The organism is Streptomyces sp. NPDC094147, assembly GCF_044764265.1.
Classification (GTDB): domain Bacteria; phylum Actinomycetota; class Actinomycetes; order Streptomycetales; family Streptomycetaceae; genus Streptomyces.
The window spans coordinates 19,439-44,318 of record NZ_JBIWHT010000005.1 but is presented as its reverse complement, the minus strand read 5'-3'; the positions used below and the strand labels follow the sequence as shown (position 1 = coordinate 44,318).

Below are 24,880 nucleotides of genomic sequence, written 5' to 3'. Positions count from 1 at the left end.
GCCCGGCCCGGTACCCGTACCGCCACTCCTCCCGATCATGACGGGGACGTTGAGCTAGCGGAGGTGCACGGGTGGCCAGTACCGGTCTGTTCCGGACCAAATCGATCGAGCAGTCAATCCAGGACACAGAGGAGCCAGAACACGCGCTCAAAAAGTCCCTGTCCGCTCTCGACCTCACGGTTTTCGGGGTCGGAGTCATCATCGGCACCGGCATCTTCGTTCTCACCGGCAAGGTCGCCAAGGAGAACGCCGGACCCGCGGTCTCCCTGGCCTTCGTGGTGGCGGGTGTCGTCTGCGCGCTGGCGGCGCTCTGCTACGCGGAGTTCGCCTCCACGGTCCCGGTCGCGGGATCGGCGTACACCTTCTCCTACGCCTCGCTCGGCGAACTGCCCGCCTGGATCATCGGCTGGGACCTGGTGCTCGAATTCGCCCTGGGCACCGCCGTGGTGGCGGTCGGCTGGTCCGGTTACGTCCGCTCACTGCTGGACAACGCGGGCTGGCACCTGCCGGAGTCGCTCAGCGGCCGTGACGGCGCCCACGGGTTCGGCTTCGACATCCTCGCGGCCGCCCTGGTCCTGGTGCTCACCGGCATCCTCGTGCTCGGCATGAAACTGTCGGCCCGGGTCACCTCGGTCGTCGTCGCCATCAAGGTGACCGTCGTGCTGATCGTGATCATCGCGGGCGCGTTCTTCATCAAGTCCGCGAACTACTCGCCGTTCATCCCCAAGGCGCAGGCGCAGACCGCGGGCAGCGACCTCAAGGCCCCGCTCATCCAGCTGATGTCCGGCTACGCCCCCACCAACTTCGGCGTGATGGGCATCTTCACCGCCGCCTCCGTCGTCTTCTTCGCCTTCATCGGCTTCGACATCGTGGCGACCGCCGCCGAGGAGACCAAGAACCCGCAGCGGGACATGCCGCGCGGCATCCTCGGCTCCCTCCTCATCTGCACCATCCTCTACGTCGCCGTCTCGATCGTCGTCACCGGCATGCAGCACTACAGCCTGCTGTCGGTGGACGCGCCGCTCGCCGACGCGTTCAAGGCCACCGGCCACCCCTTCTTCGCGGGGGTCATCAGCTTCGGCGCCGCCATCGGACTGACCACGGTCTGCATGATCCTGCTGCTCGGCCAGACCCGGGTCTTCTTCGCGATGAGCCGGGACGGGCTGCTGCCCCGGTTCTTCTCCCACGTCCACCCGCGCTTTCGCACCCCGCACCGGCCGACCATCCTGCTCGGCGTGCTGATCGCGGTCGTCGCGGGCTTCACCAGCCTCAGCCAGCTCGCCGAACTGGTCAACATCGGCACCCTGTTCGCCTTCGTCGTCGTCGCCGTGAGCGTCGTCATCCTCCGCCGCACCCGCCCCGACCTGCCGCGCGCCTTCCGCACCCCGCTGGTGCCGTGGGTGCCCGCGGCCGCGGTGGCCGCCTCACTGTGGCTGATGCTCAACCTGCCCGCCGAGACCTGGATCCGGTTCGCCGTCTGGATGGTGATCGGCGTGGTCATCTACTTCGCCTACGGCCGCAGGCACAGCCGCGTCGTGCCCCGCCCGGGTCGCAACTCCCCGTAATCGGAGCCCGATTCCGCCGAGGCCCCGTATGTCCCTCACCAACTGGGCATACGGGGCCGCATAGGGTGGCCCGCATGCTCGCCGAGCCGCCGCCCTCGCTACGATCCGTGACCACGGGCGTGCTGCCGGGCCAGCGCCGCCGCCCCGCGGGCCCGCCCGCCGCCTCGGACCACTACTGGCGGCGGCTGCTCCCGGTCCTCGCCGTACTCGCCCTCCTCACCCGCATCCCCTCCTTCCGGCATCCGCTGTGGAACCCCGACGAGGGCTATCTCGCCGTCCAGGCGCGGCTCCTGGCCGGCGGCGGCACGCTGTACACCACGGTCGTCGACCGCAAGCCGCCCCTGCTGCCCTGGCTCTACGAAGCCGCCTTCGCCCTGTGCGGCGACGACTCGCTCGGCCCGCTCCGGCTCGCCGCCGTCGCGGCCCAGCTGCTCACCGCGCTCGCGCTCGCCTCGACCGCCCGGCGCCGCTGGGGCGACCGCGCGGGCCGCGCCGCCGGCGTCCTGTATCTGCTGGTCTCCGTCGGGCTCAACCCCGAGGACGCGCAGGCCGCCACCTTCGAGGTCTTCATGCTGCCCTTCACCGCGGCGGCCGTCCGCTGCGCCGACCGCGGCAACTGGACCCGGGCCGGCCTCGCGGTCGCCGGTGCCTGCCTCACCAAACAGACCGGCGGCGCCGCCCTCGTCCCCGTCCTGTGGCTGCTGTGGCAGCACCCGGAGTCCCGGCGAACCTCCTTACTGCGTACGGCAGTTGGCGTCAGCACCCCCATCGCCCTGGTGGCCCTGCTCGCCGGGCCGTCCCGCTTCCTGTTCTGGACGGTCACCGGATCGGGCGCGTACGCCACCTTCGCCGGTTCCGAACTCCACGTCCTCACCCGGGGGTTGACCAACACCGCCATCCTCGCCGCGGGCTGCGCCGGGCTCCTCCCGCCGGTCGTGCGGGTCCTGCGCATCGCCAGGACCGGCGCCGCCGACCTCTGGCTCTGGCTCATCGCGTCGGCGGGCGCGGTCCTGCTCGGCTGCCACTTCTTCGGCCACTACTACCTCCAGCTCATCCCGCCCCTGGTGCTGCTCGCCACCGGCGCGCTCCAGATCCTGCCGCCCTGCCGGCTCACCGGCGCGCTGCTCACCTCCGCCTGCGCCTGCGCCCTCTTCCTGCTGTGGGGCCTGCTCGCGCCGCGCCCCGACCTCCTGCACACCGAACGGCTCGCCACCGCCGTCAGCGCCCGCACCGGACCCGCCGACCGGGTCCTGGTCTGGGGCATGCACCCCGAGACGTACTGGCTGGCCCGGCGCGCCCCCGCCAGCCGCTACCTGACCGCGGGGCTGCTCACCAACTACAGCGGCGGCCGGGACGGGCCGCAGGTGGGGGAGAAGTACGGCGTCGACGGGTCCTGGCCGGTCTTCCGCGCCGAGCTCGCCGACCGCCCCCCGGAGCTGATCGTGGACGACTCCCGGGGCAAGCCGTACGCCGCCGGCCGCCTTCCCTCCCTGCGCCGGCTCCTCGCGTCGCGGTACGAGCGGAGCGCGGTCGTGGACGGGGCGGTCTTCTACGTGCGCGCGGACTGACCGCTCACCCGCACGGCCGTACGCCGGTCGTCCGCCGGGCGCCCGGCCCGCTTCTGCCGGGTGGTGAAAGGCCGCACGTCGGGACGGAATTCCCGGGGAAAACAGGGGCGGTGACCAGTGTTATGGTCACAGAAAGTCGCTGGTTTGCTGGACCCGGCCGCACCACGCGGATCCGGTGGGGAAAGGTGGTCGTGGACCATGGCACTGAGGTCTCGACAGGCATCGCAGCGGGAGCCCGCCCGGACCGGAGGCGTCGTCACCGCACCGTCCCCCGCCACCCCGGTCGTGGCGACCGAGGACGGCCGCCCCACGGTCACCGGCTGGCTTCGGCTCGGCAAGGACGGCCGGCTCTCGGCGTACGCACCCGCCCACGGCGGCGTCGCCCGCTGGACCGAGTCGCGGCCGGGCGGCGCGTGGACGGGCCCCGAGCTGGTCGCCCCGGGCACCGGACTCCAGTCGCACCTCTCGATCGCGCAGGGCGCCGACGGCTATGTGCACCTGGCGGCGCTGCGGCAGACCCCGATGGACGACGGCGGCACCTGGACCGAGCTCGTGCACGCCATCCAGTACCAGTCGGGCCGCCCGGTCAAGAACTGGGCCGTGGTCGGCTCGCCGTACTCCCGCAAGGACTGGAAGCTCGGCCTCAGGATGGGTCACCCCTCGGCCGGGGTGGACTCGGCGGGCAATGCGCAGATCGTGGTGCGCAACGCCTTCGGCGGGGTCTCCGCGCGCGGCCAGGAGCCCTCCGGCAAGTGGGCCGGGTGGGCCGACCTCAACGGCAACGGCGCCGACCGCTCCATATCCGTCGTCGCGGCCGAGGGCGGCCGGATGGTCATCCACGCCCCGTCCGACACCGGCATCATGCGCTTCGAGCGGGCCGCGGCGGACGTCGCCTTCGAGCGGCTCGACAAGCTCGCGGCCGACCCGGAGACCGCCACCATCGGCGGCCTGCAGACCGGCGAGGGCGGCCGGATCACCTTCTTCCTGCGTGACGCCAAGTCCGGCGAGCTGCGCGCCTGGCGCGGCGACGGCCCCACCGAGCCGCTCGGCGGCGCGGGAACGGGCCCGGTCGCGCTGCTGCGCACGGAGATCGACGGCGTCGACTGCACCGTGCTCGCCCAGCGCGACCGCGACGGCCGCCCGGCGATAGCCGCCTACCCGACCGAGCAGGAGGAGGCCGGGGTCACCTGGACCCCCACCGGCGAAGTCTGCGCGGGCGCCCCGGCGTTGACGCTGGACGCCGACGGGCGCATCGTGCTCGGCGTGTTCACGGCCGACGGCGGCCTGCGGATCACCCGCCAGCGCACCGACGAGCCGGGCCTGGCCCTGGAGGCCTGGCAGCAGGTCTGACCCACCGCACCGTACGCCGAGGCCCGGGACCGCACCATCGGTCCCGGGCCTCCGCGCGTATATGACGTACCGTCAACAGCCTTGCGCGAAGCGCGACTTCGGGCATGACGAGGGCCCCGCACCGAAGTGCGGGGCCCTCGCTCGGGTAACTCCGAAAGGCGTTACGCCGGGACGCTCGCGACGCCCTGCGCCAGGAACTTCTTGCCGTTCACGCGCTCCGAGACGCCTTCGCGGTCCAGGTACGGCGTGATGCCGCCCAGGTGGAAGGGCCAGCCGGCGCCCGTGATCAGGCAGAGGTCGATGTCCTGGGCCTCGGCGACGACGCCCTCGTCCAGCATCAGACCGATCTCCTGCGCCACCGCGTCCAGGACGCGGTCGCGGGTCTGCTCCTCGGTCAGGACGACATCGCCCTGCTTGAGGAGGGCTGCGACCTCCGGGTCCAGCTCCGGCGTGCCGGAGTCGTACACGTAGAAGCCGCGCTTGCCCGCCTTCACGACCGCGGCCAGGTTCTCCGAGACCGTGAAGCGGTCCGGGAAGGCGCGGTTGAGGGTCTCGGAGACGTGCAGGCCGATGGCCGGGCCGACCAGTTCGAGGAGGACCAGCGGCGACATCGGCAGGCCGAGCGGCTCGACGGCCTTCTCGGCGACGGCGACCGGGGTGCCCTCGTCGATGACGTTCTGGATCTCGCCCATGAAGCGGGTCAGGATGCGGTTGACGACGAACGCCGGGGCGTCCTTCACCAGGACCGCGGTCTTCTTCAGCTTGCGCGCGACACCGAAGGCCGTGGCCAGCGAGGCGTCGTCGGTCTGCTCGCCCCGGACGATCTCCAGGAGCGGCAGGATCGCGACCGGGTTGAAGAAGTGGAAGCCGACGACCCGCTCGGGGTGCTTCAGCTTCGACGCCATCTCGGTGACCGACAGCGAGGAGGTGTTGGTGGCGAGGATCGCGTGCGCCGGGGCGACCGCCTCGACCTCCGCGAACACCTGCTGCTTGACGCCGATCTCCTCGAAGACGGCCTCGATGATGAAGTCGGCGTCCGAGAAGCCCGCGGCCTTGTCCAGGACACCGGAGACCAGGCCCTTGAGACGGTTGGCCTTGTCCTGGTTGATGCGGGACTTCGAGAGCAGCTTGTCGATCTCGGCGTGGACGTAGCCCACACCCTTGTCGACGCGCTCCTGGTCGATGTCGGTCAGGACGACCGGCACTTCGAGGCGGCGCAGGAAGAGGAGCGCCAGCTGCGAGGCCATGAGGCCGGCGCCGACGACACCCACCTTCGTCACCGGGCGGGCCAGGTTCTTGTCCGGCGCGCCGGCCGGGCGCTTGGCGCGCTTCTGGACCAGGTTGAACGCGTAGATGCCGGACCGCAGTTCGCCGCCCATGATGAGGTCGGCGAGCGCGCTGTCCTCGGCGTCGAAACCGGCCTGGAGGTCGCCGTTCTTCGCGGCCGCGATGATGTCGAGCGCGCGGTAGGCGGCCGGGGCGGCGCCGTGCACCTTGGAGTCCGCGATGAAGCGGCCCTTGGCGACGGCCTGGTCCCAGGCCTCGCCGCGGTCGACCTCGGGGCGCTCGACGGTGACGTCGCCCTTCAGGACGTTCGCGGTCCAGATGAGGGACTGCTCCAGGAAGTCGGCACCCTCGAAGAGGGCGTCGGCGATGCCGAGTTCGAAGACCTGCTTGCCCTTGAGCTGGCGGTTCTGGTTCAGCGAGTTCTCGATGATGACCGAGACGGCCTTGTCGGCGCCGATCAGGTTGGGGAGCAGCGCGCAGCCGCCCCAGCCCGGGACCAGACCGAGGAAGACCTCGGGCAGCGAGAACGCGGGCAGCGCCTTGGAGACGGTGCGGTAGGTGCAGTGCAGACCGACCTCGACACCGCCACCCATGGCCGCGCCGTTGTAGTACGCGAACGTCGGGACCGCGAGGCCCGCGAGGCGCTTGAAGACCTCGTGGCCGCTCTTGCCGATGGCGAGCGCGTCCTCGTGCTTCTTGAGGATCTCGACGCCCTTGAGGTCGGCGCCGACCGCGAAGATGAACGGCTTGCCGGTGACACCGACGCCGACGATCGCGCCCTCGGCCGCCTCCTTCTCCACCTGGTCGATGGCGGCGTTGAGGTTCGCCAGCGAGCCGGGGCCGAAGGTGGTCGGCTTGGTGTGGTCGAAGCCGTTGTCGAGCGTGATCAGGGCGAACTTGCCCGCGCCGTACGGCAGATCGAGGTGACGGACGTGCGCCGACGTCACGACCTCGTCGGGGAACAGCTCGGCCGCGCCCTTGAGAAGCTCAGCGGTGGTGGTGCTCACTTGCTGCCTCCGGCGTCCTTGTGGTGCGGGTTCTCCCAGATGACCGTGGCGCCCATGCCGAAGCCGACGCACATGGTGGTGAGGCCGTAGCGGACCTCCGGCTGCTCCTCGAACTGCCGCGCCAGCTGCGTCATCAGACGTACGCCGGAGGAGGCGAGCGGGTGGCCGAAGGCGATGGCGCCGCCGTACTGGTTGACGCGCGCGTCGTCGTCGGCGATGCCGTAGTGGTCCAGGAACGCGAGGACCTGGACGGCGAACGCCTCGTTGATCTCGAAGAGGTTGATGTCCTCGATCGTGAGGCCCGCCTTGGCGAGGGCCTTCTCGGTCGCGGGGATCGGGCCGTAGCCCATGACCTCCGGCTCGACGCCCGCGAAGGCGTACGACACGAGGCGCATCTTGACCGGCAGGCCGTTCTCGCGCGCGAACTCCTCGGACGCGATGATCGACGCGGTGGCACCGTCGTTGAGACCGGCCGCGTTGCCCGCGGTGACGTTGCCGTGCACGCGGAACGGGGTCTTCAGACCGGCCAGGTTCTCCAGGGTGGTGCCCGGACGCATCGGCTCGTCCGCGGTGACGAGACCCCAACCGGTCTCGCCCACCTCGGCGTTGGTGTTGCGCACCGAGATCGGCACCAGGTCCTGCTGGATCTTGCCGTCGGCGTACGCCTTGGCGGCCTTCTCCTGCGAGCGCACGGCGTACTCGTCGGTGCGCTGCTTGGTGATGTGCGGGTAGCGGTCGTGCAGGTTCTCGGCGGTCATGCCCATGAACAGGGCCGACTCGTCGACCAGCTTCTCGCTGACGAACCGCGGGTTCGGGTCGACGCCCTCGCCCATCGGGTGGCGGCCCATGTGCTCGACGCCACCGGCGATCACGGCGTCGTACGCGCCGAAGGCGACGGAGCCGGCGGCGGTGGTGACGGCCGTGAGCGCGCCCGCGCACATGCGGTCGATGGAGTAACCGGGCACGGACTGCGGGAGGCCCGCGAGGATGCCGGCGGTACGCCCCAGGGTCAGACCCTGGTCACCGATCTGCGTGGTGGCGGCGATGGCCACCTCGTCGATCTTCGCGGGGTCGAGGGCCGGGTTGCGGCGCAGCAGCTCCCGGATCGCCTTGACGACCAGGTCGTCGGCCCGGGTCTCGTGGTAGATGCCCTTCGGGCCCGCCTTGCCGAACGGGGTGCGGACGCCGTCGACGAAGACGACGTCCCTGACGGTACGAGGCACGATGGCTCTCCTCCAGGGTGCGGGGTGGCACTGCTGCGCACGGCTGAGCGCGCGCTCACTCCGCCCATGCTACTTGCGGGTAACCAAACTGCCCAGTCCCCTGGGCGGGAGCGGCGAACGTCACACTCCGGTTCCCCCTCCTGGGGCTTGCGCCCCAGCCCCCGCGGGGGCTCTGCCCCCTGCACCCCCTTGGGGGCTTCGCCCCCTGACCCCCCAGTCCTCAAACGCCGGACGGCTGGATGTGACGCTCAGCAATGTCGGACGGCTGGATGTGCGGCTCGGCGGCAAATTCCAGCCCCTCCGGCGTTTGAGGAGCGGGGTCTGGGGCGGAGCCCCAGTGGCTAGCCGCAGGTCAGTTGCGCGTTCGCCCAGTCCCCGTGGTCCAGCGCGTTCCCGTCGCCGCCGTCGCCCACCACCAGGTCGACGACCTGCGCGCCGGTCACGTCCGCCGCCAGTGCGACAGCGGCCTGTCCGCCCCGCAGCACCGGCGTCGTCGCGACCTGTCTGCCGTCCGCCAGGACCGAGAAGGCGACCGAACCGCCGCCGCGCGTCTCGTCGTCCACCCCGACCGACGCCGTGAAGCGCGAGCACGCCCCGCCCAGGAACACCGTCACGTCGCCATCGGCATGCACGCCGAGCCCCTTCGCGTACGGGACGCCCGCGATCGACATCGGACGCCCGTCACCGGCCGCGTCCTCGCCGTTGGACGTGTTGCGCTCCACCGGCCCCCACCCGTTCGTCGCGGTGAAGTCGAGATCGGCGAGGTCGTGCGGTCCGGCCCCCGGCGCCGGGGGCGGAGAGGCCACGTCCACCGCGGCGGACGCCGAGCCGCCCCGGTACCCGGCCGCCGCCGACAGCACCGCCGACCACGGCTGACCCCCGCCCGCCGCCGTCACCTTCCAGGTACGCGTCACGGTGTGCCCGGCCCGTACGTCCCCGAGCGGCTGGGTGACCGCAGGTGTGGCCGTCCACCCCTGCGGAAGCCGCAGCGTGAGCGAGGTGTCCCGGGCCGTGGTCCGGCGCGGCGCGAAGGACGCGGTCACCTCGCCCGTGCCGCCGCGCGCGATCGTGTCCGGCGCCGCGATCCGCACATCGGCGCCCGCCCGCGGGTCGTGGTTCGCCGCCGACCAGCCCGGCGAGGCGATGTCCCCGTACCGCAGCGGCGTCCTGTGGTTCCCGTACGCGTCGAGGGTCACCCTGCCGAGCCCGTCCCCGGCCGCGTCCTCGCCGATCACGGCGATGGCCACGGTGTTGCGGCCGTGGGTGCGCAGCATGCCGGGCTGCACGGGGAAGGACTTCTGCGGGCCGAGGCCGTTCACGTACAGCCCGGTCATCCAGCCGTTGACGTACACCAGCGCCCGGTAGTGCTTCGTCCTGTCGTCCGAGAACGTCAGCCCGAGCGGTACGTCCGCGCCCTGCGGCAGGTCGAGGTCGAAGCCGGTGCGGTACCAGGAGACCCCGGCGGCGCCCGTCCGGGTGTCCGGCAGCGACGTGGCGGACCAGCCGCTGTCCGGGTAGCCCGGCAGGTGCATGCCCTGCCGTTCTCCGTACAGGCCACCGGTGTTGAGCGGACCGCGCACCGGGTCGACGAGGTCTTCCCCGCCGAGCGCGCCCTGGATGCGCCAGCCGATCTGCTTCGCCGAGCCCACGAGCCGCACCGCGGTCAGACCGCGCGGCTGCTTGTGGCCGTCGTTCGCCGACCAGTCCTGTTCGTGCGCCATGTCCGCGGCGAGCACCGCGAGGACATTGTCCCGGCCCGCCTTCAGCACCCCGCCCGGCACGGCGAACAGATGGGTCGCGTCGCCGGAACTGCCCAGATACGTGCCGTTCAGCCACACCAGATACGAACCGCCGCGCCCCGTACTGGCGTTGACCCGGACCCCGGACTCCGATCCGGCGGCGGTGAAGTGGCCCCGGTACCAGACCGACCCGGCGTGGAAGCCGTAGTCGTCCGCCGAGAGCACCGGCTTGTCGGCGGCCCGCCACGCGGCGTCGTCGAACCCGGCCGCCGCCTCCGGAGTCTCCCGCTGGACCTTCCAACTGCCCAGTGCGGGAAGGGAGACCGCCTTCGGCCCGTCGAGCGCGCTGCCCGTCGTGTCGAGCGCTCCGGGCGCCGGCCGGCCGTTCCAGCTGACGGAGGTCGCGGGCGCGCCGGTCAGGACGTGCAGCGAGGCCGCCCTGTCGGTGTCGCCGGTGAGCTTCAGTACACCCTTGTCGTACGAGGCCGCCCTCAGCAGCTCGGGACCGCTCGCCAGGACCGGCCCCTGCGGGGTGTCCAGCCGCCAGTACGTGTCGGCTGTCGCATCGTCAGCAAGCAGCAGGAGCAAGGGAGTTGAGCCGTCGGCGGGGGTGACGAGGACCTGGGCCAGGCCGTCGTGGCGGTAGTTGAGCCGCAGATCGCCGCTCGCCGCGTCCCACGTCTGCTTCACCTGCCCGCTCAGCACCCGCACGCCGGGCCGGGCGCCGTACCGCAGCACGCTCTCGCCGTCCTGCCCGTGCCGCCCGTACAGCAGCGCCACGTCCCGCGCCCCGAACGTCCCGTGCGTCATGATCTCGGACGTCGAGTACCTCAACTGCTGGTGGTCCATCACGTAGTTGGAGACCAGCAGCTTCGAGTCGCGGCCGTCGACCGTCAGCGCCGTGCCGGGCTCCTGCGGCACCGACGGGTACCCGCCGAGCGCGAGGTGGGTGGTGTCCTTCGCCTTGTTGTTGACGTCCTTGTGCCGGACGACCGTGATTCCGGTGCCGTCGTCGGGGTTGCGCCGGTCGCGGCGCAGTACGGACGCGTTGTCGGGCGCGCCCTGCGTCACGCTCTCGGTCTTCGTCAGCGGCGCTACCGACTGCACGAGGTAGCCGAGCCGCTTGTCGACCAGGTACTTCTCGCCGAGCTGCCGGTCCTCGCGGATCGGCGCGCCGTAGTCGTAGGAGCTGTAGACCGCGCCGGGCGAGGGCAGCCAGCCCCAGGAGGTGCCGCCGTAGGCCATGTAGAAGTTCTGCATCGTGGCGCCCGAGGCGATGTTGTTCTCGTACGCGGCCTTCTCGAAGTCGCCGTTCGTGAGCTGCCGGCACTTGTCGAAGCCGGCTCCGCCCCACGGGTCGAAGGAGCCGCCCTGGAATTCGGCCAGAAACAGCGGTTGGCCGGGCTTCTTCGCACCGGACAGATCGGGCAGCCCGTGCCAGGTGTCGGGGCTGGAGCAGTTGAAGCCCTGCGGGTAGGAGTCGGTCCCGTCGATGTCGAGTTCCCTGGCGAACACGCCGTTGTGGTTGCCGGTCAGCGGGACCGTGATGCCGTCCGCGCGCGCCTTGTCGACCAGGTGCTTGATGTACGCGTGGCCGTCGGTGGTGTCCTGGTAGTACTCGTTCTCGACCTGGTAGGCGATGACCGTGCCCGTGCCGTTGGTGAGCTGGTGGCGGGCGAGGATCGGGTCGATCTTCGAGAGCCATTCGTCGGCGGCCGCCAGATAGTCCGGCGCGGTGGTGCGGGCCTTGCCCTTCTGGGTGACCAGCCAGCCGGGGAAGCCGCCGCCGTCGGTCTCGGCGTTGATGTACGGGCCGGGGCGGGCGATGACGTAGATCCCCACCTCCCGCGCGATGTCGAGCAGCCGGTCGACGTCCCGGACGCCCGTGAAGTCGTACACGCCGGGCTTGGGGGAGTGGAAGTCCCAGTCGAAGTAGACGGAGGCCGCGTTGAAGCCGCCCGCCTTCATCTTCTGCAGGACGTCCCGCCAGGCGTCGGGGCTGGGCAGCCGCCAGTAGTGGAACTCGCCCGACCAGATGGACAGCGGCTTGCCGTCGATGGTGAAGGCGTGGTCGTCGTGGCCGACGGTGTGGGCCGCGGCCGGAGGGTGCGGGCGGGCCTGAGCGGCGGGCGCGGCGGCGGTGAGGCCGGCGGCGCCCAGGGCGAGCACGGTGGTGACCGCTGTGGTGACCGCGAGAGCCGCCCGTCTGATTGGCGTGCGCATGTCATTCCTTCCGAGGTGCGGGGGCACTGAAAGAATCTGATGCGGCGCACAGCCTAAAGCTGTTCGAGGCTGTTGGATATGGTCCGGTCTTGGGGAATTCGGGCCCGCGGCGACAGGTGGTGTGCCGCGGGCCCGACCCGCTCAGCCGGTCAGGACTTCGCCGGGGCGTCCATGAGCGCCGCCGCGAGCAGTGGCGTCACCTGCTCGATCTGCCAGCGCCTGGCCCCGTGCGAGGCGAGGGCCTCGGCCACGGCGGCCTCCGAGCGGTTGCCCGGCGGCTCCCAGCAGACCCGGCGCACGGTGTCCGGGGTGATCAGGTTCTCCTGCGGCATGTTCAGCCGCTCGGCGAGCTCCGAGACCGCGGCGCGGGCCGCCGAGAGCCGGGCCGCGGCGGCCGGGTCCTTGTCCGCCCAGGAACGCGGCGGCGGCGGGCCCTGCAACGGCTGGCCGGGCTGCGGCAGTTCCGCGTCCGGCAGCGCCTTCGCCCGGTCGATGGCCGCCTGCCACTGCTCCAGCTGACGCCGGCCCATCCGGTGCCCGAAGCCGGGCAGACCCGTCAGCGCGTTCACGTTGACCGGCAGCGCGAGCGAGGCCTCGATGATCGCGGAGTCGCTCAGCACCTTGCCCGGCGAGACGTCACGCCGCTGCGCGATCCGGTCCCGGGCCGTCCACAGTTCCCGTACGGCGGCCATCTGACGGCGCCTGCGCACCTTGTGCATGCCCGAGGTGCGGCGCCAGGGGTCCTTGCGGGGCGGCGCGGGCGGCGCCGAGGCGATCGCGTCGAACTCCTCGCGGGCCCACTCCAGCTTGCCCTGCCGGTCGAGCTCCTTCTCCAGTGCGTCGCGCAGATCGACCAGGAGCTCCACGTCGAGGGCCGCGTAGCGCAGCCAGGGTTCGGGCAGCGGCCGGGTCGACCAGTCGACCGCGGAGTGGCCCTTCTCCAGCGCGTACCCGAGCACGCTCTCGACCATCGCGCCGAGACCGACGCGGGGGAAGCCCGCGAGCCGCCCGGCGAGCTCGGTGTCGAAGAGCCGGGAGGGGACCATGCCTATTTCGCGCAGGCAGGGAAGGTCCTGGGTCGCGGCGTGCAGGATCCACTCGGTGTCCGAAAGTACCTCCCCGAGAGCGGAGAGATCAGGACAGCCGACCGGGTCGATGAGCGCGCTGCCCGCGCCCTCGCGGCGCAGTTGCACCAGATAGGCGCGCTGCCCGTAGCGGTAGCCGGACGCGCGCTCGGCGTCGACGGCGACGGGGCCGGTGCCGGCCGCGAAGGCGGCGACCACTTCGGCCAGCGCTTCGTCGGTGGCAACTACGGGGGGAATGCCCTCTCGGGGCTCCAGCAAGGGAATCGGCGCCTTGTCGACGTCGTCCGGGGGAGCGCCCCCGGTGGTTCGCAGTGCTGTCTCTGCTGCGGTCTTATGGGCGTCGGTCACCGGTCAAGGGTATCTGTGTATGCACGGCGCCCGTCGACGGAACGTTCCGTCGACGGGCGCACGAGGGTCGTAAACCAGTCAGTGGATGATTCCGGTACGCAGCGCCACGGCCACCATCCCGGCGCGGTCACCCGTGCCGAGCTTGCGTGCGATCCGGGCGAGATGGGACTTGACGGTCAGTGCGGACAGGCCCATCGAGACGCCGATCGCCTTGTTCGACTGGCCCTCCGCGACCAGTCGGAGCACCTCGACCTCGCGGCCGGAGAGCTCGCGGTAGCCGCCCGGGTGGCTCGGGGCACCCGGGGGGCGGCGGTGCATACGGGCGGCCGCGGCGCCGATGGGGGCGGCGCCGGGGCGGCTGGGGTGCCCGACGTTGGTGCGGGTGCCGGTGACGACATAGCCCTTCACGCCGCCCGCCAGGGCGTTGCGCACGGCGCCGATGTCATCGGCCGCGGACAGGGCCAGGCCGTTGGGCCAGCCCGCCGCGCGGGTCTCGGACAGCAGGGTCAGCCCGGAACCGTCGGGCAGGTGGACGTCGGCAACGCAGATGTCGCGCGGATTGCCGACGCGGGGACGGGCCTCCGCGATGGACGACGCCTCGATGACGTCACGTACTCCGAGTGCCCACAGGTGACGGGTCACGGTGGAGCGGACTCGGGGGTCGGCAACGACGACCATGGCCGTCGGCTTGTTCGGGCGGTAGGCGACCAGGCTTGCGGGCTGCTCAAGAAGAACGGACACCAGGCCTCCTGGAAAGGTGCGGGACGAAGCCGGCTCGGGGATGAAGCCGGGGCGAACCGTGCAGTTAGGGTCACAAGCCTCTTCGGCATCAAACCCCTCCGCCTTTAGAGAATGATCACGATTTGGTGAGAAACATTTAGGGCAAATCGGACGGGTGATCGATGGTCGAGTGCCCGGCGGGCCGCGCGGTGCCCGCGGAACGGGTCCGCGCCCCACCACGGGCGGGGCGCGCGAGAGGGGCCGTCAGCGGGGGTCGCGGCGCTGCGGCAGGGTGACCACGCCGCTGCCCGCCTCGGTCGGCCCCGAAGCCGGGGGCAGGCCGGCGATCTGGCACAGCAGATCGCACCAGGCCGCGAGGTGGCCCGCCGTGTCCGGCACGCCGCCCAGACCCTCGCGCGGCGTCCACGACGCCCGGATCTCGATCTGGGTGGCCGGACGGCGCTCGGCGAGCCCGCCGAAGTAGTGCGAGCCGGCCCGGGTGACCGTGCCGCTCGCCTCCCCGTACGAAAGGCCGCGAGCGTCCAGCGCGCCGGTCAGCCACGACCAGCAGACCTCGGGCAGCAGCGGATCGGCCGCCATCTCCGGCTCCAGCTCGGCCCGTACGAGGGTGACCAGGCGGAAGGCGCCCTGCCAGGCGTCGTGCCCGGCGGGGTCGTGCAGCAGCACGAGCCGGCCGTCGGCCAGGTCCTCCTCGCCCTCGACCACCGCCGCCTCCACCGCGTACGCGTGCGGAGCCAGGCGCTGCGGCGGACGCGTCTCGTCCACCTCGATCTCGGGGCGCAGCCGCGCCGTCCGCAGTGCGTCGACGGCCTGACGGAAGGCGTACGGAACGGTCGTCCCGTCCGCGGCGTCCCTGCCGTCAGCGCCATCCGAAGTTCGTCCCTGAGCGGCAGCCATGCGGGGAAGACTAGGCGGAACGGGCGCCCGGCGCCGGTAGGGACACCCGGCCCGGGGCGGCCGCTTGCCGGTACATGCGAAGATTCTGGGCGTGAGCGCCAACGACCGCCCTGTGGGCCAGCCGAACAGCAAGACGCACGATTCCGCGTTCCTCAAGGCGTGCAGGCGGGAAGCCGTCCCGCACACGCCGGTCTGGTTCATGCGCCAGGCCGGGCGTTCACTGCCGGAGTACCTGAAGGTGCGCGAGGGCATCGGGATGCTGGAGTCGTGCATGCGGCCGGAGCTCGTCACGGAGATCACGCTCCAGCCGGTGCGCCGTCACAAGGTCGACGCCGCCATCTACTTCAGCGACATCGTGGTCCCGCTCAAGGCCATCGGCCTCGACCTGGACATCAAGCCGGGCGTCGGCCCGGTCGTCGCCGACCCGATCCGCACCCGGGCGGACCTGGCCCGGCTGCGCGATCTGACCCCCGAGGACGTCCACTACGTCACCGAGGCGATCGGCATGCTGACCGGCGAGCTCGGCGCCACGCCGCTGATCGGCTTCGCGGGCGCGCCGTTCACGCTCGCCAGCTACCTCGTGGAGGGCGGCCCGTCCCGCAACCACGAGAACACCAAGGCCATGATGTACGGCGCCCCCGAGCTCTGGGCCGACCTGCTCGACCGCCTCGCCGAGATCACCGCCGCCTTCCTCAAGGTCCAGATCGAGGCCGGCGCCTCGGCCGTCCAGCTCTTCGACTCCTGGGTGGGCGCGCTCGCCCCCGCCGACTACCGGCGCTCGGTGCTGCCCGCCTCGGCGAAGGTCTTCGACGCGGTCGCCTCCTACGGCGTGCCGCGCATCCACTTCGGCGTCGGCACCGGCGAACTGCTCGGCCTGATGGGCGAGGCCGGCGCGGACGTCGTCGGCGTCGACTGGCGCGTCCCGCTGGACGAGGCGGCCCGCCGGGTCGGCCCCGGCAAGGCGCTCCAGGGCAACCTCGACCCGGCGGTCCTGTTCGCCCCGACCGCGGCCGTCGAGGCGAAGACCCGCGAGGTGCTGGATGCGGCCGCCGGTCTGGAGGGCCACATCTTCAACCTGGGCCACGGGGTGCTGCCGTCGATGGACCCGGACGCGCTGACGCGGCTCGTCGCGTACGTCCACGAGCAGACCGCCCGCTGACCCCCGGTGGTGCGGGGCCGGCCACCCCCTAACCCCGCACCGCCGCCACCGCCTTGCGCGCCGCCACCAGGATCGGGTCCCACACCGGCGAGAAGGGCGGGGCGTACCCGAGGTCCAGGGCGACGAGCTGGTCCACCGTCATCCGGGCCGTCAGCGCGACCGCCGCCACGTCGATCCGCTTCGCCGCGCCCTCGCGGCCCACGATCTGCACGCCGAGCAGCCGCCCGGTGCGCCGCTCGGCCAGCATCTTCACCGTCATCGCGGCCGCGCCCGGGTAGTAGCCGGCGGTGTTGGTCGACTCGATGGTCGCCGTGACGTACTGGAGGCCCTCCTCGCGCGCCTCCTTCTCCAGGAGTCCGGTGCGCGCGATCTCCGTCTCGCAGACCTTGGTGACGGCCGTGCCGACGACGCCCGGGAACGTGGCATAGCCGCCGCCCGCGTTGGAGCCGATGACCTGGCCGTGCTTGTTCGCGTGCGTACCGAGCGCGATGTGGCGCCCGCGGCCCGACACCAGGTCGAGGACCTCCACGCAGTCGCCGCCCGCCCAGATGTCCTCGTGGCCGCGCACCCGCATCGAGGTGTCCGTGAGCAGCCCGCCCGACTCCCCGAGCGGCAGCCCGGCCGCGCGGGCGAGTTCCGTGTTGGGGGCCACGCCCAGACCGAGCACCACCACGTCCGCCGGGTACTCGGCGGACTCCGTCGCCACCGCCCGCACCCGGCCCGACTCCGCGGTGAGCACCTTGGTGACCTCGGCGCCGGTGACCACCCGGATCCCGGACCCCTCCATCGCCCGCGCGACCAGGCGGCCCATGTCCGGGTCGAGCGAGTGCATGGGCTCGGCGCCGCGGGTCAGCAGCGTCACCTCGAAGTTCAGGCTGAGCAGCGCCTCCGCCATCTCGATGCCGATGTAGCCGCCGCCCACCACCACCGCGCTGCGGCCCCCGGCGGCCGCCAGGCTGTCGAGCAGCGCCCCGCCGTCGTCGATGGTGTGCACCCCGTGCACGCCCGGCGCGTCGATCCCCGGCAGCGCGGGCCGCACCGGACGCGCCCCGGTCGCGATGACGAGCTTGTCGTACGAGGTCCACGCGTCGACGCCGGATTCGAGATCGCGGGCCCGCACCCGGCGGCCCGCGACGTCCAGCTCCGTCACCTCCGTACGCATCCGCAGATCGATCCCGCGCGCCCGGTGCTCCTCGGGCGTGCGGGCGATCAGCTCGTCGTGGTCCGGTACGTCGCCGCCCACCCAGTACGGGATTCCGCAGGCCGAGTAGGAGGTGAAGCAGGAGCGCTCGAAGGCGACGATCTCCAGCTCCTCGGGGCCCTTGAGCCTGCGGGCCTGTGATGCGGCGGACATGCCCGCCGCATCACCGCCGATGACCACCAGTCGCTCCGCCGCCATGGGGTGCCTCCATTTCTGAAGTCCGCTGAGTCCAGCCCGGGTTCCGCCTTCTCTGGGGAACATACGTACCGGGGGAGCGGGGAATTCCCGTTCGCGGAGACGGGGGTGGGGGCGGACCGCGCGCCGAGGGGGTCTGAGACAGTGGGGGCATGGACAACGCCGTCACCAGCGCCCCGCACATCGTCGTCGTCGGAGGCGGTGTCTCCGGACTCGCCGCGGCCCACCGGCTGCTCGGGGCCGGCGCCCGCGTGACCCTGCTCGAAGCCACCACGACGCTCGGCGGCAAGCTGCTCGCCGGACAGATCGCGGGCGCGCCCGTCGACCTCGGCGCCGAGTCGATGCTGGCCCGCCGCCCCGAGGGCGTGGCACTGGCCCGCGCCGTCGGCCTCGGCGACCGGCTCCAGGCGCCCGCGACCGCCACCGCCTCCATCTGGACCCGGGGCGCGCTGCGACCGATGCCCAAGGGCCATGTGATGGGCGTCCCCGCGCACCCCGAGGCCCTGCACGACATCCTGTCCGCCGAGGGCCTGGCCCGCATCGCGCAGGACCGCGAACTCCCCCCGACCGAGGTCGGCGAGGACATCGGCGTCGGCGAGTTCGTCGCCAAGCGGGTCGGCCGCGAGGTCGTCGACCGCCTGGTGGAGCCGCTGCTCGGCGGTGTGTACGCGGGCGACGCCTACAAGATCTCGATGCGGGCCGCCGTCCCCCAGCTCTTCGAGGCGGCCCGCAGCCACGGCTCGCTCCTCGACGGCGTCCAGGACATCCAGGCCAAGGCCGCCGCCAACCAGCAGACCGGGCCGGTCTTCGCGGGCCTCGACGGCGGCATCGGCACCCTGCCCGGCGCCATCGCCGACGCCGTACGGGCCGCGGGCGGCGAGATCCGCACCGACACCCCGGTGCTCGCCCTGACACTCCGGTGCGATCACCGGCTCCACCGGAGCGGCTGTCGCCGCGAAGATGGCTGCGGCTGGCAGATCCGTACCGACACCGAACTGATCGCGGCCGACGGCGTGGTCCTCTCGGCCCCCGCCTGGGCCGCCTCCGCGCTGCTCGCCGCCGAGTCCCCGGTCGCCGCCGCCGAGCTGTCCGAGGTCGAGTACGCCTCGATGGCGCTGGTCACCCTCGCCTTCCGGCGGGGCGATCTGGCCGGGCTCGACGAGCGGTCCGGCTTCCTGGTGCCGCCGGTCGACGGCCGCACCATCAAGGCCTCCACGTTCTCCTCGTACAAGTGGAAGTGGGTCAGCGACCGCGCCTCGGACCTCTTCGTGCTGCGCACCTCGATCGGCCGCTACGGCGAGGAGGAGCACCTCGGCTGGGACGACGCCGACCTCGTGGACGTGTCGCTCGGTGACCTCGGCGAGGCCGTCGGCCTGTCGGCGAAGCCCGTCGCGACCGAAGTGACCCGCTGGATCGGCGGACTTCCGCAGTATCCGGTGGGCCATCTCGCCAAGGTCGCCCGGGTCCGCGCGGAGGTCGCCAAGCTGCCCGGCCTGCGGGTCTGCGGCGCGGCGTACGACGGCGTGGGCATCCCCGCGTGCATCGCGAGCGCCCAGCGGGCCGCGGACGAGATCATCGCCACGTCGACCCTGGCGCAGAACACCCGCAGTGACGCGGGACAATAGCCACATGAGTGCTGCTCCGGAAAAGATTCCCAACGCGGGGAAGAAGGCGAAGGACCTCAACGAGGTCATCCGCTACACCCTGTGGTCTGTCTTCAAGCTGCGAGACGTGCTTCCTTCCGAGGACACGGACCGCGCCGGTTACGCCGACGAGGTCCAGGAGCTGTTCGACCAGCTCGCCGCCAAGGACATCACCGTCCGCGGCACCTACGACCTGTCGGGTCTGCGCGCGGACGCCGACATCATGATCTGGTGGCACGCGGAGACCTCCGACGAGCTCCAGAGCGCCTACAACCTGTTCCGCCGCACCAAGCTGGGCCGCGCGCTTGAGCCGGTCTGGTCGAACATGGCGCTGCACCGGCCCGCCGAGTTCAACAAGGCGCACATCCCGGCGTTCCTCGCCGACGAGAACCCGCGCGACTACGTGTCGGTGTACCCGTTCGTGCGCTCCTACGACTGGTACCTGCTGCCGGACGAGGACCGCCGCCGGATGCTCGCCGACCACGGCAAGATGGCCCGCGGCTACCCGGACGTGCGGGCCAACACGGTCGCCTCGTTCTCGCTCGGCGACTACGAGTGGCTGCTCGCCTTCGAGGCCGACGAACTGCACCGCATCGTCGACCTCATGCGCCATCTGCGCGCCTCCGAGGCCCGCATGCACGTCCGCGAGGAGGTCCCGTTCTACACGGGCCGCCGCAAGAGCGTCGCCGACCTGGTTGCGGGACTGGCCTAGAAAGACCAGGTGACCGGGGTCCGCGCCACGCGAGCGGAACCCCGGTCACCCCTGACCCGGAAGATCAGAGAGCGGATGGCACATGCCCCGGCCTGCCGGCCGTCCGCTCGTCCAGCGACACCGGGTTCGGCTCCGGGTGCGGCGCGCACGCAGCGCGCCGCACCGGCGTCCGACCGTTCAACAGGTAGTCCTCCAGATAGCCGTTGACGCACTTGTTGGCACCGCCCGCGATGCCGTGCGTACCGGCGTCCTTCTCCGTGACGACCACGGAGCCCGGCAGCCGCTGCTGGAGTTCCAGCGCCCCCCGGTACGGCGTCGCCGCGTCCCGCTCGGCCGCCAGGATCAGCGTCGGCGGCAGCGCCCCCTCCGCGGCCCGTACGTCCACCGCCTTCTGCTGCGGGGCCGGCCAGTAGGCGCACGGCAGGTTCATCCACACGTTGTCCCACGTCTCGAACGGCGCGACCTTCGCGAGCGTGCTGTTGTCGCGGTCCCACGTCGCGAAGTCCCGCGGCCAGGCGGCGTCGTTGCACTCGACCGCCGTGTACACGGCATTGCCGTTCTCGTCCTCCCGCGCCGACTCCGCTTTGGGCGCGGCCTGTTGGACCAGCGGCCGCTCGTTGCCCTTCAGGAACTCGGACAGCGCGAAGGCCCGGCTCACCCAGTAGTCGTCGTAGTATCCGGCCTTGAGGAACGCCGCCTGCAACTGGGCGGGGCCCACCGTGCCGCCGGCCGGTTGACTGGTCAGCCTGGCCCGCACCTTCTCGTAGCTCTGCAGCACCGCGTCGGCCGTCGTGCCCAGGTGGTACACGTCGTCGTGCTTGGCGACCCAGGTGCGGAAGTCCGCCCAGCGGCTCTCGAAGGCCAGCGACTGGTCGAGGTTGTTGCGGTACCAGATCTGACCCGGGTCCGGGTTGACCACCGAGTCGAAGACCATCCGGCGGATGTGCGAGGGGAAGAGCGTCGCGTACACGGCTCCGAAGTAGGTGCCGTACGAGGCGCCCATGAAGGTCAGCTTCTCCTCGCCGAGCGCGGCCCGCAGCACATCCAGGTCGCGGGCGTTGTTGATGCTGGTGTAGTGCCGCAGCGCGTCCCCCGCGTTGCGCGCACAGCCCTCGGCGTACGCCTGCGCCTGCGCCATCCGCTCCTTCTTGTACGAGGGTGAGGGGTCGGGAGGGGACTGGGTGGGGGCCTTGGCGAAGTCGCGCGGGTCCTGGCAGGAGAGCGGCGCCGAGCGGGCCACTCCGCGCGGGGCGTAGCCGACGAGGTCGTACGCCCCGGCGATCCGCTTCCACTCGGGGAGTCCGGCGATCATCGGGAAGTACATGCTGGAGGCGCCGGGGCCGCCCGGGTTGAACACCAGGGCGCCCTGCCGATCGGCGGGCTTGCCGCGCGTCTTGATCCGGCTGACGGTGAGGGAGATCTGACGGCCCGTGGGCTGGGCGTAGTCGAGCGGCACCTCGACGGTGCCGCACCGGACCGTCGGGGGCAGCATCTCCACTTGGGGGCAGCGGCCGAAGACGATCGGGACGGCGGCGGCGCGCCGGGCGGCGACGGCCACGCCCCGGGCCTCCGCGGACTGCGGGTCCGCGCCGCCCGCGGGGGCGGCGGTGAGGACGGTCAGGACGAGGGAACCGAGGGTTCCGTACAGCGCTACTGCTCTCATCGCCGGTACATCCCTTTCGTGCTGCGGTACTACGAAATGACATATGCATCAAAAGGGATACTTTGAAAGCGGTGAAGTAAAGCAGCGGGGCCGCGACGGCGCGGTCATTGACCCCGATGAGCGAAGCGGCCCCTCGTCAGGGCGGTGCGCAGCTGGGGATCGTCCACCGCTCTGATGCCGCGCACGGCCACCGCGGTGAGCGGATCGCCCGCCGGGTCGAGCCCGCCGAGCAGCCGCTGTCCGTCGGGCGAGGCCCAGCGGGTGTACGGATGGATCTCCACCCGGGCGATGGCCAGGCAGCCGAGGGTGAGGACGAGGGGGAGCGCGAACCAGGCGGCGATCTGGCCCCGACCGGTGCCTGTTCCGCCCGGCATGAGCAGTGCGGTGACGGCGAGCGCGGCGATGAACAGGGTGGCCGCGCGGACCGCCCGTACCGAGGTGGCGACCCCGGACCGCGCGGCGTCGGGGACGGCGAGACCGGCTGCCGCGAGCCGCTCGGCCAGCGCGTGCACCGCGTCGGCGGCGGCCGTGCCGGACCGTATCGCCGCTATCCGCTCCTGGCCGCCGGGACCGATCGCCGTCAGGACGGACCGCTCCAGGTCGTCGCGGCCCTCGGGCTCGACGACGGTGGCCCAGCCGGTGTGCGCGAGCAGCAGCCGGCGGGCGCGGTGCATGGAGACGAGGGTGAGGTCGGTGACCCGGTCGGGGCCGCCGGCCAGGAACGCGGCCTCGTAGCAGGACAGGCCCCGCTCCCGGTCCGCCCGCGGTGCGGGCCGCGCCGCGGCGACGGCCGCGAGGCACAGGCGGCCGCAGGAGAATCCGGCCGCGACGATCGCCGGCAGAAGGAAGAGGACCCAGAACATGGCCGATTTCTATGTGAAGTTGATGCTTCGCCGCCATGACCTGTCCACAATTTGGACGTCGGGTTATCGCTTCGTTACGGAGTGTGGGATTCCGGGGCAGGTGACGCCTCGGACTTCGGGCGGGATGCGGCCGGTGGCAGCGGGAACGACGACGAAGGGCCGTCGTCCGGCGCGGGAGTGACCGGGACCGGGCTCGCCGGGGTGGCCCCCGGCGTGGGCGGCGGCGGCCCCGTCGGGCTCGCGGTCGCCGTCGCGGCGCCGTCGCGCGCGAGCGCGTCGAAGTCGACGAGCCCGGTGGCCTCCAGCATCTTGATGTGGTCCAGAACGGTCGTGTTCGCATCGTCGGCGAGCCCGCGCACCAGCGAGTTGCGGGTGGTGGCCCGGATCTGCGCGACGAGTCCGAACACCTTCCCGTGCGCGGACCGCAGGATGTTCGCGAAGTCCCGTTCGTACGCGGTGCCGCGCGCGGCCGTCAGCGTGCGCAGCCAGGACTGCTGCTGGGCGTTGGGTTGGTCGGGCAGTTCCATGCCGAGCTGGGCCGCGACCTCGCGGACCCGGGCGTCGAGGAAGGCGTGCCCGGCCACGAGGTGCTGCCCGGCCGCCTTGACCGCCGCGCCGGGATCCCGCTCGACGGCCTGTTGGCCCGCGGGCCCCTCCCAGAGCCCGGCGAGCCGCACCCGGACCACGAAGTCCCGGTCGGCGGCGGAGAGCGGACCCCAACGGGTCGGCACGGTACCGGCGTTGAGATCGGCGAGCGGGGTGCCGGAGCGGTCGGCGTACGACCAGACCGGAAAGAGCAGCGCGGCGAAGGTCGCCGCCAACGCGATGACGACGAGTCCCGTACCGGACAACAAGCGACGCATGGATGCCTCCTGGTGCGGTGCCGCACGGTAGTGCGGATACGCCTGATCCCGAAGGCGGTTCTGTGAAATGGGTGACGGGGTGGTGTGGGGGTCGTCACGTGATGGGGAAGTGCCAGTCAACTCGCTTGTGCAGAAGGTACGTTGAACGGTTGGGCTCAGGCTGCCCGGACCAGAGTACGGAGAAGCCGCGCGGCCCGCCCCGGCGGCCTGGCGCCGGCCCGCTCCTTCCACCACCGCGCCAGCCGGCGACGGGCGTCGGCATCCTCGATGCATCCGGCGTCGAGCAGAAACCGCACGAAGTCGAGCGCGTCTTGGCGGTAACCGCCGTGCATGGGACGGGACTTGGCGTAGACGAGGAAAGCCTCCCGATAGCCGCCCCCGAATCCGCTCCCGAGAATGTGTGGCAACTCGGGTGCCACTTTGGCCACCACATCGGCCCGCTTGCCGACGAGCGCACGGGCCTGCACCCGAAGCCGCCGCCCGTCGAACCCGGCGGGCACGGGCGTACCGGCGGTGAGGGAGGAGAGCAGGGCGGTCTGAGCGAGGGCGAGGCGATCACGGGATTGATCAGCTCCTGGGGGTCCCCCTTGTGCGGAGTCCTTGGGGGAGTTCGAGGAGCGGGGGGCCGGGGGCGTAGCCCCCAGTTCGGGAAGGGGCGGGGTGGGGAACTTCGCACCCTCCAGCACACCCCGGATCGCATCCAGCTCACCCCCCAGCTCCGCCGCCGGCCCAAACGCCTCGTCCCGCTCCAGGAGCACCCCCGGTGGCGACACCCGCGACACCAGGTCGGCCAGGATGTCGAGGACCACCCCCGGCACGGGATGGGCGTGCGTGTCGTGCCACACCCCGTCCCGCTCGACGCCGCCCGCGACATGGACGTACGCGATCGCCTCAAGAGGCAGCCCGGAGAGGGCGCGCGCGGGGTCCTCCCCCCGGTTGACCCGGTTCGTGTGCAGATTGGCCACGTCGATGAGCAGTCCCACCCCCGTGCGCTCGACCAGCTCGGCCAGGAACTGACCCTCCGTTAACTCCTCGTCGGGCCAGTTGATCAGGGCGGCTGTGTTCTCCAGGGCGAGCGGTACCGGCAGTGCGTCCTGGGCGATGCGGACGTTCTCGCACAGGACCCGCAGGGCGTCCCGGGTGCGCGGGACCGGCAGGAGGTGGCCGGCCTCCAGCCGCGGGGACGCGGTCAGCGGGCCGCCCGCCCGCACGAACGCGATGTGCTCGGTGACGAGCGGGGCGCCGAGCGCCTCGGCGCGGGCCGCGAGGTCGGCGAGGCGCCCCGGGTCCGGGCGGTCGGCGCCGCCGAGACCCAGCGAGACGCCGTGCGGGACGACGGTGACGCCGCGCTCGCGCAGGCGTACCAGCGAGTCGGGGAGATGGCCGGGGCAGAGATTCTCCGCGACCGCCTCGACCCAGTCGACGCCGGGCAGCCGCTCCACCGCCTCCGCGATCTCAGGCCGCCAGCCGATGCCGATGCCCAAATGCTTCATGGACAGGTCATGGCCCGGGGCGTCGGCGCCGAATCCCCCGCGGGCACGTTCAGAG

17 protein-coding genes are annotated in these 24,880 nt (G+C 72.1%); 6 read left to right on the top strand and 11 right to left on the bottom strand.

All coding sequences use genetic code 11. From position 1 onward, the window contains the following. Positions 1-71 precede the first annotated feature (71 nt). From ACIQ8J_RS10850 to ACIQ8J_RS10840, 3 genes are all read left to right on the top strand, one after another. Entirely contained in the window at positions 72-1,565 is a 1,494-nt protein-coding gene (locus ACIQ8J_RS10850; RefSeq protein WP_403271002.1) for an amino acid permease, read from the top strand. Between the two features lie 74 nt (positions 1,566-1,639). Continuing rightward, positions 1,640-3,133 (top strand): glycosyltransferase family 39 protein, encoded by a 1,494-nt coding sequence (locus ACIQ8J_RS10845; protein ID WP_403271004.1) that lies wholly within the window; start codon positions 1,640-1,642, stop codon positions 3,131-3,133. Positions 3,134-3,331: 198 nt separating this feature from the next. Then, a complete protein-coding gene (locus tag ACIQ8J_RS10840; protein WP_403271007.1) occupies positions 3,332-4,483 on the top strand; it encodes a hypothetical protein in 1,152 nt (383 codons plus the stop codon). A 161-nt stretch (positions 4,484-4,644) separates the two neighbouring features. On the opposite strand, the gene ACIQ8J_RS10835 is transcribed toward ACIQ8J_RS10840, so the two are convergent. The 6 genes from ACIQ8J_RS10835 to ACIQ8J_RS10810 form a co-directional block, all read right to left on the bottom strand. Beyond that, positions 4,645-6,777: a 3-hydroxyacyl-CoA dehydrogenase NAD-binding domain-containing protein gene (locus ACIQ8J_RS10835; protein WP_403271009.1), complete on the bottom strand. Its 2,133-nt coding sequence runs from the start codon at positions 6,775-6,777 to the stop codon at positions 4,645-4,647. Beyond that, a complete protein-coding gene (locus ACIQ8J_RS10830; RefSeq protein ID WP_403271012.1) occupies positions 6,774-8,000 on the bottom strand; it encodes a thiolase family protein in 1,227 nt (408 codons plus the stop codon). Before ACIQ8J_RS10830 ends, ACIQ8J_RS10835 begins: the two co-directional genes overlap by 4 nt. Before the next feature lie 341 nt (positions 8,001-8,341). Beyond that, positions 8,342-11,962, bottom strand: a complete 3,621-nt coding sequence (locus ACIQ8J_RS10825) for a beta-galactosidase (RefSeq protein WP_403271014.1) — start codon at positions 11,960-11,962, stop codon at positions 8,342-8,344. Between the two features lie 149 nt (positions 11,963-12,111). Further along, complete coding sequence (locus ACIQ8J_RS10820; protein ID WP_403271017.1) at positions 12,112-13,395, bottom strand: HRDC domain-containing protein; 1,284 nt, start codon at positions 13,393-13,395, stop codon at positions 12,112-12,114. A 78-nt stretch (positions 13,396-13,473) separates the two neighbouring features. Then, on the bottom strand, positions 13,474-14,136 hold the full coding sequence (locus tag ACIQ8J_RS10815; protein WP_329462527.1) for a response regulator transcription factor: 663 nt from the start codon (positions 14,134-14,136) through the stop codon (positions 13,474-13,476). A 243-nt stretch (positions 14,137-14,379) separates the two neighbouring features. Further along, positions 14,380-15,033, bottom strand: a complete 654-nt coding sequence (locus tag ACIQ8J_RS10810; protein WP_403271020.1) for a DUF3000 domain-containing protein — start codon at positions 15,031-15,033, stop codon at positions 14,380-14,382. 91 nt (positions 15,034-15,124) lie between these two features. Here ACIQ8J_RS10810 and hemE point away from each other — a divergent pair, with 91 nt between their 5' ends. Next, positions 15,125-16,192, top strand: a complete 1,068-nt coding sequence (hemE, locus tag ACIQ8J_RS10805; protein WP_403271023.1) for a uroporphyrinogen decarboxylase — start codon at positions 15,125-15,127, stop codon at positions 16,190-16,192. Positions 16,193-16,220: 28 nt separating this feature from the next. On the opposite strand, the gene ACIQ8J_RS10800 is transcribed toward hemE, so the two are convergent. After that, positions 16,221-17,591, bottom strand: coding sequence for an FAD-dependent oxidoreductase (locus ACIQ8J_RS10800; protein WP_403271026.1), 1,371 nt, complete (start codon positions 17,589-17,591; stop codon positions 16,221-16,223). A gap of 149 nt (positions 17,592-17,740) precedes the next feature. Between ACIQ8J_RS10800 and hemG the strand changes: the two genes are divergently transcribed. After that, complete coding sequence (gene hemG / locus ACIQ8J_RS10795; RefSeq protein ID WP_403271029.1) at positions 17,741-19,213, top strand: protoporphyrinogen oxidase; 1,473 nt, start codon at positions 17,741-17,743, stop codon at positions 19,211-19,213. A gap of 4 nt (positions 19,214-19,217) precedes the next feature. Next, complete coding sequence (hemQ, locus tag ACIQ8J_RS10790) at positions 19,218-19,943, top strand: hydrogen peroxide-dependent heme synthase (RefSeq protein ID WP_403271032.1); 726 nt, start codon at positions 19,218-19,220, stop codon at positions 19,941-19,943. A gap of 64 nt (positions 19,944-20,007) precedes the next feature. Here hemQ and ACIQ8J_RS10785 read toward each other — a convergent pair whose 3' ends face one another. The 4 genes from ACIQ8J_RS10785 to ACIQ8J_RS10770 all read right to left on the bottom strand — a co-directional run bounded on the left by ACIQ8J_RS10785 (position 20,008) and on the right by ACIQ8J_RS10770 (position 24,825). Then, on the bottom strand, positions 20,008-21,606 hold the full coding sequence (locus ACIQ8J_RS10785; RefSeq protein WP_403271035.1) for an alpha/beta hydrolase: 1,599 nt from the start codon (positions 21,604-21,606) through the stop codon (positions 20,008-20,010). A gap of 104 nt (positions 21,607-21,710) precedes the next feature. Further along, positions 21,711-22,469, bottom strand: a complete 759-nt coding sequence (locus ACIQ8J_RS10780; protein ID WP_403271038.1) for a TIGR04222 domain-containing membrane protein — start codon at positions 22,467-22,469, stop codon at positions 21,711-21,713. A 74-nt stretch (positions 22,470-22,543) separates the two neighbouring features. Beyond that, positions 22,544-23,332, bottom strand: a complete 789-nt coding sequence (locus tag ACIQ8J_RS10775) for a DUF4142 domain-containing protein (RefSeq protein WP_403271041.1) — start codon at positions 23,330-23,332, stop codon at positions 22,544-22,546. Positions 23,333-23,487: 155 nt separating this feature from the next. Further along, complete coding sequence (locus ACIQ8J_RS10770) at positions 23,488-24,825, bottom strand: DUF692 domain-containing protein (protein ID WP_403271044.1); 1,338 nt, start codon at positions 24,823-24,825, stop codon at positions 23,488-23,490. Positions 24,826-24,880 lie beyond the last annotated feature (55 nt).